General features: G+C 73.8%; 15 protein-coding genes. 5 read left to right on the plus strand and 10 right to left on the minus strand.

Features of this window, described 5'->3' with window-relative positions:
• Positions 1-2 precede the first annotated feature (2 nt).
• From PYR91_RS19900 to PYR91_RS19910, 3 genes are read right to left on the minus strand one after another with little or no spacing between them, the layout of a single operon-like run.
• A complete protein-coding gene (locus PYR91_RS19900; RefSeq protein ID WP_279781574.1) occupies positions 3-674 on the minus strand; it encodes an ABC transporter permease subunit in 672 nt (223 codons plus the stop codon).
• Positions 671-1336 carry an ABC transporter permease subunit gene (locus PYR91_RS19905; RefSeq protein WP_279781576.1) on the minus strand — a complete coding sequence of 222 codons (666 nt, stop codon included), beginning with the start codon at positions 1334-1336 and terminating at the stop codon, positions 671-673. The genes PYR91_RS19900 and PYR91_RS19905 overlap by 4 nt, the downstream gene beginning before the upstream one ends.
• Entirely contained in the window at positions 1329-2492 is a 1164-nt protein-coding gene (locus tag PYR91_RS19910; protein ID WP_279781578.1) for an ABC transporter ATP-binding protein, read from the minus strand. Before PYR91_RS19910 ends, PYR91_RS19905 begins: the two co-directional genes overlap by 8 nt.
• Positions 2493-2898: 406 nt before the next feature.
• On the opposite strand from PYR91_RS19910, the gene PYR91_RS19915 reads away from it, so the two are divergent.
• Positions 2899-4731 (plus strand): hypothetical protein, encoded by a 1833-nt coding sequence (locus tag PYR91_RS19915; RefSeq protein WP_279781579.1) that lies wholly within the window; start codon positions 2899-2901, stop codon positions 4729-4731.
• 12 nt (positions 4732-4743) lie between these two features.
• Here PYR91_RS19915 and PYR91_RS19920 read toward each other — a convergent pair whose 3' ends face one another.
• The 5 genes from PYR91_RS19920 to PYR91_RS19940 are packed head-to-tail and all read right to left on the minus strand — an operon-like array spanning position 4744 to position 9565.
• Complete coding sequence (locus tag PYR91_RS19920) at positions 4744-5916, minus strand: lipid-transfer protein (protein WP_279781580.1); 1173 nt, start codon at positions 5914-5916, stop codon at positions 4744-4746.
• A gap of 23 nt (positions 5917-5939) precedes the next feature.
• Entirely contained in the window at positions 5940-6347 is a 408-nt protein-coding gene (locus PYR91_RS19925) for a MaoC family dehydratase (protein ID WP_279781583.1), read from the minus strand.
• A complete protein-coding gene (locus tag PYR91_RS19930) occupies positions 6347-7300 on the minus strand; it encodes a bifunctional MaoC family dehydratase N-terminal/OB-fold nucleic acid binding domain-containing protein (protein WP_279781585.1) in 954 nt (317 codons plus the stop codon). Before PYR91_RS19930 ends, PYR91_RS19925 begins: the two co-directional genes overlap by 1 nt.
• A gap of 25 nt (positions 7301-7325) precedes the next feature.
• Entirely contained in the window at positions 7326-8480 is a 1155-nt protein-coding gene (locus PYR91_RS19935; protein WP_279781587.1) for an acyl-CoA dehydrogenase family protein, read from the minus strand.
• Positions 8480-9565: an acyl-CoA/acyl-ACP dehydrogenase gene (locus tag PYR91_RS19940; protein ID WP_279781588.1), complete on the minus strand. Its 1086-nt coding sequence runs from the start codon at positions 9563-9565 to the stop codon at positions 8480-8482. Before PYR91_RS19940 ends, PYR91_RS19935 begins: the two co-directional genes overlap by 1 nt.
• Positions 9566-9968: 403 nt before the next feature.
• Between PYR91_RS19940 and PYR91_RS19945 the strand changes: the two genes are divergently transcribed.
• The 4 genes from PYR91_RS19945 to PYR91_RS19960 all read left to right on the plus strand — a co-directional run bounded on the left by PYR91_RS19945 (position 9969) and on the right by PYR91_RS19960 (position 14234).
• Positions 9969-10502, plus strand: coding sequence for a TetR family transcriptional regulator (locus PYR91_RS19945; protein ID WP_279781785.1), 534 nt, complete (start codon positions 9969-9971; stop codon positions 10500-10502).
• Between the two features lie 82 nt (positions 10503-10584).
• Positions 10585-11745, plus strand: a complete 1161-nt coding sequence (locus PYR91_RS19950) for a steroid 3-ketoacyl-CoA thiolase (protein WP_279781590.1) — start codon at positions 10585-10587, stop codon at positions 11743-11745.
• Positions 11746-11843: 98 nt separating this feature from the next.
• Positions 11844-12515 (plus strand): FadR/GntR family transcriptional regulator, encoded by a 672-nt coding sequence (locus PYR91_RS19955; protein WP_279781592.1) that lies wholly within the window; start codon positions 11844-11846, stop codon positions 12513-12515.
• Between the two features lie 114 nt (positions 12516-12629).
• Positions 12630-14234 carry a serine/threonine-protein kinase gene (locus tag PYR91_RS19960; protein ID WP_279781593.1) on the plus strand — a complete coding sequence of 535 codons (1605 nt, stop codon included), beginning with the start codon at positions 12630-12632 and terminating at the stop codon, positions 14232-14234.
• Positions 14235-14253: 19 nt separating this feature from the next.
• On the opposite strand, the gene PYR91_RS19965 is transcribed toward PYR91_RS19960, so the two are convergent.
• Together PYR91_RS19965 and PYR91_RS19970 are read right to left on the minus strand one after the other, a co-directional pair.
• Complete coding sequence (locus PYR91_RS19965) at positions 14254-14832, minus strand: superoxide dismutase family protein (RefSeq protein WP_279781595.1); 579 nt, start codon at positions 14830-14832, stop codon at positions 14254-14256.
• A 222-nt stretch (positions 14833-15054) separates the two neighbouring features.
• Positions 15055-15900, minus strand: a complete 846-nt coding sequence (locus tag PYR91_RS19970) for an amidohydrolase family protein (protein ID WP_279781597.1) — start codon at positions 15898-15900, stop codon at positions 15055-15057.

The raw sequence follows: 15900 nt of genomic DNA on the forward strand, positions 1-15900 counted from the left end.
GACTAGCGGGCCTGGGCGCGCCCGCTGACCCCGGGCGAGACGACGAGGCGCTGCAGCAGCGCGAACCCCAGCTGGACCACCAGCGCCAGCGCGGCGACCAGCACCGCTCCCCCGATCGTGCTCGGGAAGTCCTTGGTCGCCAGCCCGTCGATGATGAACCGGCCGAGACCCCCCAGCCCGACGTACGCCGCGACGGTCGCCGTCGCCACCACCTGGATGGCCGCGATGCGCAACCCGAGCAGGATCAGCGGCAGCGCCACCGGCACGAGCACCCGCAGGAGCACCTGGCGGCCGCGCAGGCCCATGCCGTACGCGGCGTCGCGCAGGTCGTCGTCGACGCCGCGGATGCCCTCGTAGGTGTTGACCAGGATCGGCGGGACGGCCAGCGCGACCAGCGGCACCAGCACGGGCCAGGTGGTGCCCACGCCCACCAGCAGCACGATCAGCACCACCAGGCCGAGGGTGGGCAGGGCGCGGGCGGCGTTGGCCGCGACCACGACCACGACCGCCCCCCGGCCGGTGTGCCCGATCAGCAGGCCCAGCGGGATCGCGATGAGCATCGCGAACAGCAGCGCGATGACGGAGAACTCCACGTGCTCCAGCACCCGGACCGGGATGCCCCCGGACCCCGACCAGTTGGCCGCGTCGCCGAAGAAGTCGAACAGCCAGTTCACGCGGTCCTCCTCGCCCGGGCCCACGGCGTCAGCAGGCGCTGCGCGAGGACGAGCAGCCCGTCCGCCAGCACGGCCAGCACGACCACCAGCACGATGCCCACGAGGATGGGCGTGGAGAACTGGCGTTGCCAGCCGTCGATGAACAGGTATCCCAGGCCGCCACGCCCGATCAGCGCGCCCACGCTGACCAGGCTGATGCTGGAGACCGTGGCCACCCGCAGCCCGGCCAGCACGACCGGGACGGCGATGGGCAGGTCGACCTGGATCAGCCGCCGCATCGGCCCGAAGCCCATGGCGACCGCCGACTGGCTCACATGGGCGGGCACCGACCCCAGCCCGTCGACCACGGCGGGGATCAGCACCGCCAGGGAGTAGAAGGTGAGCGGGATGATGACGGTCGCGCGGTTCGCCAGCCCGGTGAGCGGGATGAGCACGATGAACACCGCCAGGGACGGCAGCGAGTACACGACGTTCATCAGGCTGACGGTCGGCTGGTACAGGACGCGCCAGCGGGCGCTGGCCAGGCCGAGCGGCAGCGCGACCAGCAGCCCGAGCAGCACCGGCAGGATCGCCATGATCACGTGGTCGACCAGGAGGCCCTGGATGTCGGGCCAGTTCCTGCCGATCCAGTCCCAGCGGACCAGCGGCTCGGCGTCACCCATCGGCCGGCCCCGTCGCGCGGGCGAGCGCCGCGTCCAGCGCCTCGCGGGTGACGATGCCGGTGAACCGCCCCTCGCCGTCCACCGCGATCGCGCACCCGGACGGGGCGAGCAGCGCCGCGTCGAGCGCGGCCCGCAGGGAGTCCTTGTTCAGGTCGACCGTGCCGAAGGGCTGAAGCCCGGCCGCGGCGGCGCGGGTGCGCGCCTCTCCGGCGGGGGGCCGCTCGGGACGCGTACCGTTCAGGACGGGCCCCTCCAGGGGATCGCCCTCCTTGGCCGGCGAGTCGTAGCCGTTGCCCTCGGACGGACGGCCGCCCTCCGCGCGCCAGCCGAGCGGGCGGCGGTCGTCGTCCAGTACGACCGACCAGCCGGGGATGCCCTGCTCCGACCGCACCGCGAGCCCACCGGCCGGGACGAAGGAGAGCCGCCGGATGCCGCGGTCCTTGCCGAGGAAGCCCTCGACGAAGTCGTCGGCGGGCTCGGCGAGCAGGGTGGGCGGGTCGTCGATCTGCGCCAGGCGCCCGCCGACGCGCATGACCGCGACGGTGTCGCCGAGCTTGATGGCCTCGTCGATGTCGTGGGTGACGAAGACGATGGTCTTCTGCAGCTCGGCCTGCAGCCGGAGCAGTTCGTCCTGCAGGCTGGTGCGCACGACCGGGTCGACGGCGCTGAACGGCTCGTCCATGAGCAGCACGGGCGGGTCGGCCGCGAGGGCGCGGGCCACGCCGACCCGCTGCTGCTGGCCGCCGGAGAGCTGGAACGGGTAGCGCTCGGCCAGCTTGGTGTCGAGCCCGACGCGCTCCATCAGCTCCATCGCACGCGCGCGGGCCTTCTTCTTGTCCCATCCGAGCAGGTAGGGCACGGTGGCCACGTTGTCGACGATCTTGCGGTGCGGGAAGAGCCCCGCCGCCTGGATGACGTAGCCGATGCCCCGCCGCAGGGCGGGCGGGTCGATCTTCCGGATGTCCTCCCCGTCGAGCAGGATGCGGCCCTCGGTGGGGTCGATCATGCGATTGATCATGCGTAGCGACGTGGTCTTCCCGCACCCGGACGGGCCGACGAATACGGTGACGGCCCCCGTGGGGACCTGCAGGTTCAGGTTGTCGACGGCGACCGTGCCGTCGCCGAAGCGCTTGGTGACGCCTTCGAAAGTGATCACGCACGACCTCGTGCTTGTCGGCCGGGACCGCCTGGCCCGGGATCATCGAGTCGGCTGCTGACGGCTACCACCCGCTGGGCAGCCCCCACGGTAGGTGACGGCCCGGCCGCGGGTCCACTTGGAATTCCCCCGGCACAGCCTAAGGTGATCGCCACCGGGCAGACTAGGGTGATCACTCTTGAACCATGTCGAGGACCGCCGAACCTACTCGCCGGTAGATATTCATGATCGAAACTCCCGGCATTTCGACCACCGCTCACCAGTGCTGATGCGATATCTATCAAAGTCGCATCGTTGGCTGCGGCCCATGGCACCGCCTTGGCATGATTGGGCACCCGAGCCCCCGTCCGTCCCCGCACCCCCCGTCGAACCACACGCCCCGCACGAGAATTCCAGAGGACCGGCTGTGACCACTTCGCTCATCGACCACCGCCCGCGCGGCGAGCTGGTCGCCGAGCTCTACGACCGTCACGCCGCCGGGCTGTTCGCGTACTGCCACGACCAGCTCGGTGACACCACCTCCGCCGCCAACGCCCTGGTCGCCGTCCTCACCAACGTGCCGGCCGTCGAGCCTCCCCGCGCCGCGCTGTACGCGCACGCCCGCCGCGAGGTCTACCGGCGTGACGTCGCCTACGTGCTGCCCTCGGTCGATCCCGTCGCCGACCCCGCCGGGGCGCTGGTCGAGCGGGTGACCCGCGAGATCCGCCCGCACCAGCGCGAGGTGCTGCTGCTGTCGGCCGTGTGCGGCCTGGACGCCGTGGAGCTCGCCTGGGTGCTCGACGTCGCCGCCGACACCGCCGAGCAGCTCGAGATGACGGCCCTGCGGCGCTTCACCCACTCGCTCACCGCCGCGGTGAGCGCCGCCGTGTCGGGCCGCCCGCTTCCGCCGCCGGCGGCCGAGGCGATCAGCGCCCTCGGGGCCGCCACGGCCGAGGGCGCGCTGGCCCGGCTGCCGTGGCGCTCGCCCCCGATGTCGCTGCGCTCACGCGTGCTCGACTCCATCCCCGAGGACGCGGCCCCGGTCGCCCCGGCGCAGGCCCCGGCCAGGCGCCTGTGGCCCACCTCGCCCCGCTGGCCGCTGCCGCTCGCCGAGCCCAACCCGGTGACCAACGCCGGAGTCTTCCCCGCCAAGGAGCCGGCGCCACCGCGCTCCGGCCGCAGGTCCAGGCACGAGGCCACGACCGAGCCGATGCCCAAGATCGCCCGCTCGGCGGGCGCCCGGGGCGGCGGGCCGGGCGGCACCAAGTCACTGTTCGGCGACGCTCTCGCCGGCGGGCAGTGGCCCACCCTCCAGCGCACCTTCAGCGTCGGCCGTCCCCCCTCCGGCGGCGAGGGCAGGCCCGCCCGCGAGCCCGCCCCCGAGACCGAGACCGAGACCGAGACCGCTCGGACGGCCGCCGAGCCGCCGGTCCGCCCGCCCGCCCCGGGTCTCCTGCTGGCCGCCCCGGTCGGTGACGTCCTGGAGGCGCCGGTCGCCGGAGTTCCCCCGGCGCCCGAGCCGCCGCCGGTCCCGGCCGCCCCGCCCGCTCCCGTCACGCACGCCCCGGCGCGGGCGTCCGCCGGCGCGCCGCCCGCCGAAACGGCCAGGCCGGAGCCTGAGGCCTCCGAAGGCATCCCGAGCCAGGTCAGCGGCCGTCTCGCCCGGCTGTTCGCCCCGCGCCGCCCGCCCAGGCGGCGCCCGGCCGACCGGCCCGAGCCGGACTCCGCCGTGACCGGCCCCGCCACGGCGGTCCCCGAGGCACCCTCCACGGCCACGGCCGTCCATGAGTCGGCCGACCCCGAGGCCACCCTCCCCGAAGGCGCCGTCTTCGGGACGGCCGCCCCCGAGGCGACGCCGTCCCCGGCGGTCGAGGCCGTCTCCGCGGCGGACGCGGCCCCCGTGACGGCACCGGCCGCCGAGCGCGCTGGCACCGAGCGCGCGGTCACCGACGTCAAGGTCTTCGGCGTCGCGACGTCCGCGGTGGAATCGCCCTCGACGGACGCCACGGCCACCGGCCCGCTCCCCGCGGTGACGTCCGGCCCGGCCACCGGCCCGCTGCCCGCGGTGACGTCCGGCGCCGCCGCGCCCGTGCGGGGCGCCGAGCGGGCGTCCGCGCGGCCGAGGCGGCACGACCGCCCGAAGCCGATCAAGATGGGCGAGCATCACTTCGACTGGCTGTGGGAGCTGGTCGGCTTCGTCATCTGCGTGGCCATCGCGCTGGCGGTGTTCTTCGCCGTGCCGACCATCGTCACCCCCTGAGCGGGGCGGGCCTCACTCGCGCGAGAGCACCAGCCCGCTGGTCGGGACTCCGGTCCCCGCCGTCACCAGCACGTTGCGCACGCCCGCGACCTGGTTGACGGCGGTGCCCCTGATCTGGCGCACGGCCTCGGTGATGCCGTTCATGCCGTGGATGTAGGCCTCACCGAGCTGGCCGCCGTGCGGGTTGACGGGCAGGCGCCCGTCGATCTCGATGCCGCCGTCCGCGACGAAGTCCTTGGCCTCTCCCCTGCCGCAGAACCCGAGCTCTTCGAGCTGGCTCAGCACGAACGGGGTGAAGTGGTCGTAGAGGATGGCCGTCTGGATGTCCTTGGGCGACAGGCCGGACATCGACCAGAGCGCTGAGGCGACCACCCCCATCTCGGGAAGGCCGGACATGTCGTCCCGGTAGAAGCTGGTCATCATCATCTGCCCGCGCCCCGCCCCCTGGGCCGCCGCCGTGACGACCGCCGGCGACCTGCGCAGATGCCTGGCCCGGTCGGCCGAGGTCACCACCAGGGCGACCGCGCCGTCGCTCTCCTGGCAGCAGTCGAGCAGGTGCAGCGGCTCCACGATCCACCGCGACCGCTGGTGCTCCTCCAGGGTGATCGGCCTGCCGTGGAACCACGCGGCCGGGTTGGTGGCCGCGTGCCGTCGCATGGCCACGGCGACGCGGCCGAAGTCCTCGGACGTGGCGCCGAAGGCGTGCATGTAGCGGCGGGCGAACATGGCCACCCAGCCGGCGGGCGTCATCAGCCCGTACGGCACGTGCCAGCTCATCTCGACGCCCTGGGACGACGGCTGCCCGCCGAGCCGGGGGTCCGGCTGGCCGAACCTGCGCCCGGACCGCTCGTTGAACGCGCGGTAGCAGACGACGGTGGACGCCGCCCCGGTGGCGACCGCCATGGCCGCGTGCAGCACCGTTCCGCAGGCCGCGCCGCCGCCGTACTCGACCCGTGAGAAGAACGTGAGGTCGCCGATGCCGACCTCCCGGGCGACGGCGATCTCCTGGTTGGCGTCCTGGGTGAAGGTCACCAGGCCGTCGACCTCGGCCGGGGACAGGCCCGCGTCGTCCACGGCCGCGAACACGGCCTCCGCGGCGAGCTGGAGCTCCGACCGCCCGGACTCCTTGGAGAACTCGGTGGCGCCGATGCCCGCGATGGCCGTGCGACCGGAGAGCGAGTACACGTGGGGGGTGCCTTTCTGGCCGGTCAGCGGGGAAGGAGCAGGCGCACGGTGCCGGTGACGTGGTCGCCCAGGCTCACCGTCCCGCGCACCTCGACGGTCACCTCGTCGCCCTCGCGGCCGGCCACCCTGCCGCCGAGGATGAGCGCGTCGCCGGCGTAGGCGGGGACGCCGAGCCTGACGTTGATGCCGCGGACCAGCGCGTCCGGCCCGGCCCAGTCGGTGACGTAACGCTCGACCAGGCCCATCGTCGTCAGGATGTTGAGGAAGATGTCCTTGGACCCCTGCGCCGTGGCCTTCTCGACGTCGTGGTGCACGGGCGTGAAGTCCATGGTGGCCAGCGCGGTGGAGACGACCGTGGTGGGGGTCAGCTCGATGCGCAGTTCGGGGAGCGCCGCACCGGCCCGGGTCTCCTGTTCGGTGGGTGTGCGCATCACGACTCCCGTGGTATCCACATCGGCAGGATCAGTTCGTCGTCCATCTCCCGGTACACCACGCGTACCGGCATACCGATACCCACCTTCTCTGCCGCGCATTCCACAATGTTCCCGACAATGCGGACACCTTCCGGCAATGCGATTACGGCTACCACAAACGGTATTTCCCGCCCGGGAACCGGCGGATTGTGATGCACCACGTAGCTGTACACCTCGCCGACGCCGGCGGCGAGCGTGTACGTGCGGTTCAGCGACCGGCAGGTGGGGCAGACCGGGCCGGGCGGGTGGCGCGGCTCGCCGCAGTCCCCGCACTTCTGGATGCGCAGCTCGCCCTGGCGGGCGCCCTCCCAGAAGAACGCGGTGTCCCGGTTGACGGCCGGGGCGAGCGGATAGGGATCGTGTTTCGCGGGCTCCGGATTCCGCTCGACGGGCCGGAACTTGAGCACCCGGAACATCATTTCCGCCACCGGCTCGTCGTCGGAATACCACGTGACCACCCACGTCACGAAATAACCGACACCTAGCGCGGTGGTCTTCGGCCCCGACAGCCCGCTCATCCGGGTCGCCGCGACCGGCCGCTCCCCCAGCCGCAGGTAGCGGTGGTAGGTCTGCTCGCAGTTGGTGGCGACGACGCCGGTGAACCCGCTCTCGTCCAGCGCGGCCAGCATGACCGCCACCGGCCCCACCGTGTCGCCGCCGTCCAGCCCGGCCATCGTCCACACCTGGATCATCGCCGGCGGCGCCACGATCGCGCCGTGCGCGCTGCCGGCGGCGAACTCCTCGTCGGTGTAGACGGGGTTGGCGTCGCCCATCGCGGCGGCCCAGTGGCGGATCATCGGCAGGTTGACCGGGTCGGCGGCGGGGGCGCCCCGCACCTCCCCCGCCGCGATCTGCCGCTCGGCGAGGTCGGCGAGCCGCTGGTGCACGCCGGATTCGGCCGTCGTGGTCAATGTCCCTCCTCGGAGCGGTACGGCGTCATCGGGGCGGGCGCGGGAGCTTGAGGCCGAGCATCGCGATCAGCTCGCGCTGCACCTCGTTCACGCCTCCGCCGAAGGTCAGCACCACCGCCCCCTTCACCGCGTGGTCGAGGCTCTCGACGAAGGCGGCGGTCCACGGGTCGGACGGGTCGCCGTACCGCGCGAGCACCTCGCCCACGATCCGGCCCACGTCCTGCATGCGCTCCGAGCCGTAGATCTTGGTGGCGGAGGCGTCGGGCGCCCCGAGCCAGCCGAGGTCCATGCTCGCCGCGACCTGCCAGTTCAGCAGCTCGTTGGTGCGGTAGTAGGCGTAGACGCGCCCGAGCGCCCGCCGCACGGCCGGCTCCTCGGCGGCGCCGGTGCGTTCGGCCCACTCGGCGAACCGGTCGTACACGCGGGCGAGGTTGCCCGCCGGGCCGAGCGTCAGCCGTTCGTGGTTGAGCTGGCTGACGATGAGGTCCCAGCCCTTGTTCTCCTCACCCACCAGCATGTCGACCGGCACCCGCACGTCGGCGTAGTAGGTGGAGTTGGTGTGGTGGCGGCCGTCCATCGTGATGATCGGCGTCCAGGAGTAGCCGGGGTCGGTCGTGTCGGCGATCATCATCGAGATCCCGCGGTGCTTGCCCGCGCCGGGGTCGGTGCGCGCGGCCAGCCAGATGTACTGGGCGTAGTGGGCGCCGGAGGTGAAGACCTTCTGGCCGTTCACCACGTAGTGGTCGCCGTCGCGGACGGCCGTGGTGCGCAGCGAGGCGAGGTCGGTGCCCGCCTCGGGCTCGCTGTAGCCGATCGCGAAGTGGCACTCGCCTGCGAGGATGCCCGGCAGGAAGAACTCCTTCTGCCGGGCCGTGCCGTAGCGCATCAGCGTGGGCCCGACCGTCTGCAGCGTGATGATCGGGTACGGGACGTCGGCGCGCGCGATCTCGTTGGCGAAGATCTGCTGCTCCATCGGCCCCAGGCCCGCCCCGCCGTACTCCTCGGGCCAGCCGAGGCCGAGCTTGCCGTCGCGCCCCAGCCTGCGGCAGTGCTCGATGTAGGACTCCCCGAACGGGTCCTGTGCGATCTTGGCGCGGTCCTCCGAGGTCAGGCAGGCCTGGAAGTACTCGCGCAGCTCGGCGCGGAGCCGCTTCTGCTCGGCGGTGAGGTCGACCAGCATCAGACCAGCGCTCCCAACGTGTCCAACCGGGCCTCCACGCCGCCGAGCAGGTGGGCCCGGTGCTTGCCCCAGGCGAAGTAGCGGTGCAGCGGGTAGGTGACGTCGAGCCCTATCCCGCCGTGCAGGTGCTGGCAGGTGTAGAGGGCGGCCAAGGCGGTGTCGGTCACCGTGTGGGCGGCCACGCACAGGTCGAGCTCCGCCTCGGCGTCCAGACCCTGGGCAACGCGCCACGCCCCCGACCAGACCGCCACGTCCAGCGCCCGGCCGGCGATGTACACGTCCGCGATCTGCACGGTGACCGCCTGGAACTCCGCGAGCGCCCGGTCGAACTGGCGCCGGGTGCGGATGTGGGCGGTGGTGAGCTCCAGCGCCCCCGCCAGCACGCCGGAGGCGCAGGCGGTGATCGCGGTCAGGCAGAGCAGGCGCAGCGCGGCGACGGCGGCGCCGTCGGCCGGGCCGACCGGCTCGCCGGGGGTGGCGTCGAGGATCAGGACGGCGGCGGGCTCGCCCGTGGCGGTGGGGGCGGGCCGGACGTCCGCCGCCGCGGGGTCGACCAGGAACAGCCCGGCCCCCTCGCCGGTGTCGGCCGGGACGAGGACCGCCGCGGCCTGGGAGGCGTGGGAGACCATCGTCTTGCGTCCCGTCAGCGTCCAGCCCGCGGGCGAGCGCCGCGCGGTCGTGCGAGGCGGCGCCCCCAGTTCACGGCCGGGCTCCAGCGGCGCGGCCGTCAGCACGATCTCGCCCTCGGCCAGGCGGGCCAGGAGCGCGCGCTGCTCCGGCGAGCCGTACCGCCCGAGCACCATGGCGGCGGGCAGGGCGTCCTGCAACGGCACGGGCGCCACGTGGGCGCCGGCCTCGCGCAGGATGACGGCCATCTCGACGGCTCCGAGCCCGGCGCCGCCCGTGTCCTCTGGCAGGCACGCGCCGATGAGCCCCGCCTGGGCCGCCGCGCGCCACAGCGCGTCGTCGTACGGCCGGCCGCCGCGCTCGTGCGCGGCCAGGCGGTCCGGGGTGGCCTCCCGGGCGAACACCCCCGCGGCCAGCGTCCTCAGCTCCGCCTGCGTCTCGTCCAGGGTGAAGTCCATCACCGCTCCCCTGCCCGGTGCCGTCGCCCCCTTAGGCGCGTCAGGCGCAAACTAGAACAGATTCTAATCCGTGTCCAGAGCCATTTTCCGTGTGCGGTTTCCTCCATACGGACTTAACACAAACGTCATGCAAGACCGGCCCGCATTATGACCGGCCCGCAACCGGCCCTACCTGCGGGTAACCCGGTAACGTGTTCTCATGCGCACCTCGCATGCCGGCGCCGCGACCGTTCCCCCCGACCACGTGACGCACCGTCCCGACCCGGGACGCCAGACTCCGGGCCGCGCAACGGGCGCCTCCCAGGGCCCTGCCGACGAAGCGTCTCCCGGCGGGCCGCACGGCGCTCCCGCGCCCGCCTCGCAGGGGGCCCGCACCCGCAGCCAGCACCAGCGCCGCAAGCGCATCGTCCAGGCGGCGGCGGCGCTGGCCTCGCGCGGCGGCGTCGAGGCCATGCAGATGCGCACCGTCGCCGAGCGCGCCGGCGTGGCGCTCGGCACGCTCTACCGCTACTTCCCCTCCAAGATGGATCTCGTGGTCGCGGTCGTCAGCGAGGAGATCGACCTGCTGGAGACCAGCATCGAGCGACGGCCGCCGAGCGCGGCCACCCCGGCGGGGCGCGCGGTCGACGTGCTGATGCGCGCGACCCGCGGCCTGATGCGCGAGCCCGAGCTGGCCGACGCGCTGATCCGCTCGCTGATCATGGCCGAGGTCGACACCCCGTTCGGCGACCGCATGGCAGGCCTGCTGCTGCGTGTCTCCGGCGAGGGGCTCACCCTCGGGTCGGCCACCGAGGAGCAGGTCGCGCTGGCCGGCTCGCTGGGCAGCGTGTGGGTGCACGAGCTGCTCGAGATGCTGCGCGGCCGGCGCACGTACGAGCAGATCCAGCGCCGCATCGAGATCGCCGCCGACCGGCTGCTCGCCGGCTTCGGCGCCTGACGCCCGGCGCCCGCCGCGAGGGCTTCCACCCGAAATTAGAACGGGTTACAGTCTGGGCCTGGAGCGTAGTCGAGGAGGCCGCATGGGCGTGCCCGTGATCGTGGAGGCCGTGCGCACGCCGATCGGCAGGCGCGGCGGGTGGCTGGCGGGGGTGAAGCCGCAGGCCCTGCTCGCGGCGGCCCTGCGGGGCGTCGTCGAGCGGGCGGGCGTCGACCCCGCCGTGATCGGCCAGGTGTTCGCCGGGTGCGTCACCCAGGCCGGCGAGCAGGGCGGGCACGTCGGCCGGCACGCCTGGCTGTACGCCGGCCTTCCCCACCAGGCCGGCGTGACCACCGTCGACGCCCAGTGCGGCTCCTCGCAGCAGGCCGTCCACCTGGTCGCCGCGCTCATCCAGGCCGGGGTGATCGAGGCCGGCGTCGCCTGCGGGGTGGAGGTCATGAGCCGCCAGCCGCTCGGCAGCAACGTCCTGCCCGCCGACCCGCGCCCGGACGACTGGTCGATCGACCTGCCCGACCAGTTCACCGCCGCCGAGCGCATCGCCCGGCGGCGCGGGCTCACCCGCCACGACGTCGACCGGTTCGGCGAGCGCTCACAGCGGCTCGCCGCCGAGGCGTGGGCCGAGGGCCGGTTCGACCGCGAGGTCGTCGCGGTGACCGCGCCGGTGCTCGGCGCCGACGGCGGCCCCACCGGTGAGAGCCGCGAGGTCGGCAGGGACCAGGGCCTGCGCGCGACCACGCTGGACGGCCTCGCGGCGCTGAAGCCGGTGCTCGGCGGGGAGGCGCTGCACACGGCGGGCACCAGCTCGCAGATCTCCGACGGCGCCGCCGCCGTGCTGCTCATGAGCGAGCGGGCCGCCGCCGCGCACGGCCTGCGGCCCCGGGCCCGCATCCTGGCCCAGGCGCTGGTCGGCTCCGAGCCGTACTACCACCTGGACGGCCCGGTGGACGCCACCGCGACGGTGCTGGCGTCGGCCGGCATGAAGATCAGCGACGTCGACCGGTTCGAGGTCAACGAGGCCTTCGCCGCCGTCGTGCTGTCCTGGGCGTCGGTCCACGGGCCCGACCTCGACCGGGTCAACGTGAACGGCGGGGCCATCGCCCTGGGCCACCCGGTGGGCGCGACCGGCGCCCGCCTGGTCACCACGGCCCTGCACGAGCTGGAGAGGTCGGGCTCCTCCACCGCGCTGATCTCGATGTGCGCGGGAGGGGCGCTGGCGACCGCCACGGTGCTGGAACGGGTGTGAGAGGCGCGATAGTCCGCGAACCGCCGCTGTGAGCGCCTACACTCTTAGACATCGGATGTCTGGGCGCGACAGCGCGTAACCCTAGGGATGGTGTCTGCGTGGCGGTCACGGACGCTGCGATCGACCGTATCAAGGGCATGATCGTCTCGGGTGAGCTGGCGCCGGGCGCGCGGCTGCCCAAGGAGGCCGATCTCGCCGAGCGCCTCGGGCTCTCCCGCAACTCCCTGCGCGAGGCCGTCCGGGCCCTGTCCCTGATCAACGTGCTCGACGTGCGGCAGGGCGACGGCACCTACGTCACCAGCCTGGAGCCCCGGCTTCTGCTCGACGCCCTCTCGTTCGTCGTCGACTTCCACCGCGACGACACCGTGCTGGAGTTCTTCCAGGTCCGCCGCATCCTGGAGCCCGAGGCCGCCGCCATGGCGGCCACGGCCATGGCGCCGCCCGACATCGAGGAGCTGCGCGCGATCCTGGACGCCCTGCCCGACGACCCCAGCGTCGAGGAGCTGGTGGCCAACGACCTGGAGTTCCACCAGCGCATCGCCACCGGCTCGGGCAACACCGTGCTGTCGTCCCTGATCGAGAGCCTCTCCGGCCCCACGCTGCGAGCCCGCATCTGGCGCGGCCTCACCCAGGAGGGCGCCACCGCCAAGACCAGGGAGCAGCACACCGCCATCTACGAGGCCATCGCCACCGGCCGCCCCGACGTGGCCCGGGCCTGGGCCACCGTCCACGTGGCCGGCGTCGAGGAGTGGCTCCGCCGGGCCCTGTGACCGGGCGGAACGGCTCTCCGGCCGCCCGGCCCGGGCGGCGCCGGCGGGCCGTCGGCACGTGCGCGTGATCACGTCGGCGCACGGCGTGGGCGGCGCCGTGGTAGGCATGGGCCTATGTCCACGTCCGGCCCTCTTCGTGCCGTAGACCCCGAGCGGCTCGGCGCGTACCGCCTGGTGCGCCGGCTCGGGCAGGGCGGGCAGGGGACCGTGTACCTCGCGACCGCGCCCGGGGGCGCCCCGGTCGCGGTCAAGCTGATGCACTCCCGCCTGGACGACGAGGTGGCGCGCCGCCGGTTCGCGGGCGAGGTCGAGGCGGTGCGGCGGGTGGCGCCCTTCTGCACCGCCCAGGTGCTCGACGCCGACCTGCACGGCGACCAGCCCTACATCGTCAGCGAGTACGTGGACGGGATCTCGCTCCAGCAGCACGTGAACGCCGAGGGGCCGCGCACGGGCGGGTCGCTCGACCGGATCGCGGTCGGCACCGCGACGGCGCTCGCCGCGATCCACGGGTCGGGTGTGGTCCACCGGGACTTCAAGCCGGGCAACGTGCTGCTCGGGCACGACGGGCCGCGGGTGATCGACTTCGGCATCTCCCGGGTGATCGACACCGCGACCACCACCGGCCGGGCTCCGGTCGGCACGCCCGCCTACATCTCGCCCGAGCAGCTCAAGGGCGAGCGGGCCGGCACGGCCGCCGACATCTTCGGGTGGGGGCTCACGGTCGCCTTCGCCGCCGGCGGGCGGCACGCCTACGCCGCCGAGTTCTACGAGGCCGTGCTCGGGCGCATCCTGTTCGGCAAGCCCGACCTCGACCCCCTGTCGGGGACGCTGCGCACGATCGTGGAGGCCTGCCTGCACGAGGACCCCGCCCGGAGGCCGAGCGCCGAGGAGGTGCTGCGCCGCCTCATCGGCCGCAACACGGTGCCGTTCCCCGCTCTGTCGCCGGGCGGGTTCGCCGAGGCGGGCGGCCTCCCGGAGGTCGCCCGGGCCGTGGCGGCCGACCGGGATCCCCGGGAGGCCTGGCGGGGCGCCGAGCCCGGCCGGGCCCCGGACGACGCCCCGGTGGCGCACGAGGCGGTGCCGGAGGACGACCGCGCCGCCGGCCCCGGCGTCCCCCCGCGCGCCGCCGAGCCGGGCGCGCACGTCCCGGTGGGCGGGCGCGACGACCGGCCGACGGCGGGCGGCCACGGCTCCGGCGAGAGGGCCGCGGGGGACGGCGGCGTCCTGGACACCCTGATCACCCCCGCGGTGTCGACGAGCCCGCTTGAGCCCGCGCCCGCCGCGTTCGTGCCGCGCTCGCGCCTGCCCCTGCTCGCGGCGCTCTTCCTGGCGCTGCTGACCGGGGTGGCCGGGGCGGCGCTCTGGATGGGCATGTCCGAACAGGACGACTCCGGCCTGTCGTACACGGGCAGGTGGTCGGGCAGCGCCGTGCATCCGACGGCGGGCCGGGTGTTCCCGGTGGAGATCGACCTGCCCCAGGGGGCCGCCGGGCCGGGCACCATGCGATGGGGCTCCGACCTGCACTGCTCGGGCCGCCTGGTCAGGGCGGGCGGGAGGGCCTCGGCGCCGGACTTCCGGCTCGCCGACGTGCGCGGCGCCCAGTGTCACACGAGCACGGTGGAGCTGTCGTGGAAGGGCCCCGGCCGTATGGCCTTCGAGGTGACCCGGCCCGGCGAGCGGACCCCCCGGTACTCCGGCACGGCCGTCGCCGCCCCCTGACGCCCGCCGGGTCCTCGTGTCAGAAGGCGACGTCGAGGCAGGCGACGCGGGCGCCCGCCGTGCCGGCCTTGCCGGGCTCGGTGTGGGTGTGGTCGGCGTGGACGACCACCGACTGGGCCTGACGGTCGGAGAACTGCCAGTCGACGAGCGCCCTGCCGAGGCCGTTGCCGCGCGCGTCGGTGGTGAAGTCGAGCCAGATCTCGTTGCGGGAGTTGGCGTACTTGGGGTCGGTGGACGGGGTGACGGGGTCCTTGGAGTTCTGGTAGTGCGGCCCGGCGTCCTCGCCCTTGGCGCCGCAGCGGTTGACGTGCGCGTGCGCGCCGTAGCGGCGGTTGGCGACGAGCCCGTGCGTGCGCAGCATCACGTTCATCTTGCCGTCGTGGGTGGGGACGTAGGTGACGGCCGCGAGGGCGCCCGAGGGGGCGAGCTTCGGGTCGTAGGTGACCGCCGTGCGGCCGGCCGCGTACGGCTGGAACTGCCCGACCGCGAGCGCCGTGCTCTTGTTGTCGTCGGCTCGCGGCGCCGCCGACTCCGCGGACACGGCGCCCGTGTTGAGCAGGACCATCGGCATCAGCATGGCCATGACCCCGGTGCGCACCGCCATAATGCTCCCCCTAGTTCGACTTATCGCAGCTTTGAGCAACAAATATTCATATGCCCGAACGGCCGGATAAGTCAGGCAGGTGTCGAGTGAAGAATTCGGCAAATAACCCTGGCACGAGGGTTCGCGTTCCCGCAGCCGAACCGCCGCGCACCAGGGGTTCGCGCGTTCCACCCCGCCGCCGGGGCGCGTTACCCCGGCCGGCGTTAGCCCGCTATTTCAGGAAAAAAGGTTATATACCGTTCGGGCGTTGCCGCCGAAAACCTGCTCCCTCTCCCCCTCGGACAGCCCCGCCGTCAGGCGCCGGGCCAGGTCGAGCACGCGGTCGTAGGTGGCGGCCAGCTCGCACACCGGCCAGTCGGAGCCGAACATCACCCGGCCGGGCCCGAAGCACGCCAGGATGTGGTCGGCGTACGGCGCGATGCCCGCGACGTCCCAGCCCGACCAGTCGGCCTCGGTGACCAGCCCGGACAGCTTGCAGGTCACGTTGGGCGAGGCCGACAGCTCCCCGATGTCGCCCGCCCACGGCTCCAGCGCGCCGGTGGAGATCAGCGGCTTGGCGCCGTGGTCGAGCACGAACCGCATCTCGGGCAGGTGCCGTACCAGCTCGGTGGCGGCCGGGAGCTGGTGGGCCAGCACGAGCAGGTCGTACGCCAGCCCGGCCTCGCCCACCGCGCGCACGCCCGCGCGCACGTCGGGACGCGCCAGCCAGTCGGCGTCCTCGTCCTGCACCTGGTGGCGGATCCCCACCAGCAGCTCGCCGCCGGGGCCCGAGCGCAGCCGCGCGATCCGCTCCGCCACGTCCGGGGCGGTCAGGTCGAGCCACCCGACGACCCCGGCGACCAGCCCGCCGGAGGCGGCGGCCGTCGCCAGGAACTCCTCGGTCTCCTCATCGGACGCGGTCGTCTGGACCAGCACCGTGTGGGCGACCCCCGCGGCGGTCGTCTCGGCGCGCAGGTCGTCGAGCAGGTACGGCCGTCGCAGCGGGGCGAGCTCCTCGGCCGCCATCCAGGGGTACTCCCGCCTGGTGGTGTCCCACAGGTGGTGGTGGGCATCGATGATCAT

The sequence above is a fragment of the Sphaerisporangium sp. TRM90804 genome, from assembly GCF_029846175.1.
Lineage (GTDB): Bacteria > Actinomycetota > Actinomycetes > Streptosporangiales > Streptosporangiaceae > Sphaerisporangium.

What these genes read in the sequence shown, in the direction of transcription:
- PYR91_RS19970 (WP_279781597.1), bottom strand. Translation starts at nt 15,900, where the DNA reads ATGATCATCGATGCCCACCACCACCTGTGGGACACCACCAGGCGGGAG.
- PYR91_RS19925 (WP_279781583.1), bottom strand. Translation starts at nt 6,347, where the DNA reads ATGCGCACACCCACCGAACAGGAGACCCGGGCCGGTGCGGCGCTCCCC.
- PYR91_RS19960 (WP_279781593.1), top strand. Translation starts at nt 12,630, where the DNA reads ATGTCCACGTCCGGCCCTCTTCGTGCCGTAGACCCCGAGCGGCTCGGC.
- PYR91_RS19905 (WP_279781576.1), bottom strand. Translation starts at nt 1,336, where the DNA reads ATGGGTGACGCCGAGCCGCTGGTCCGCTGGGACTGGATCGGCAGGAAC.
- PYR91_RS19950 (WP_279781590.1), top strand. Translation starts at nt 10,585, where the DNA reads ATGGGCGTGCCCGTGATCGTGGAGGCCGTGCGCACGCCGATCGGCAGG.
- PYR91_RS19940 (WP_279781588.1), bottom strand. Translation starts at nt 9,565, where the DNA reads ATGGACTTCACCCTGGACGAGACGCAGGCGGAGCTGAGGACGCTGGCC.
- PYR91_RS19935 (WP_279781587.1), bottom strand. Translation starts at nt 8,480, where the DNA reads ATGCTGGTCGACCTCACCGCCGAGCAGAAGCGGCTCCGCGCCGAGCTG.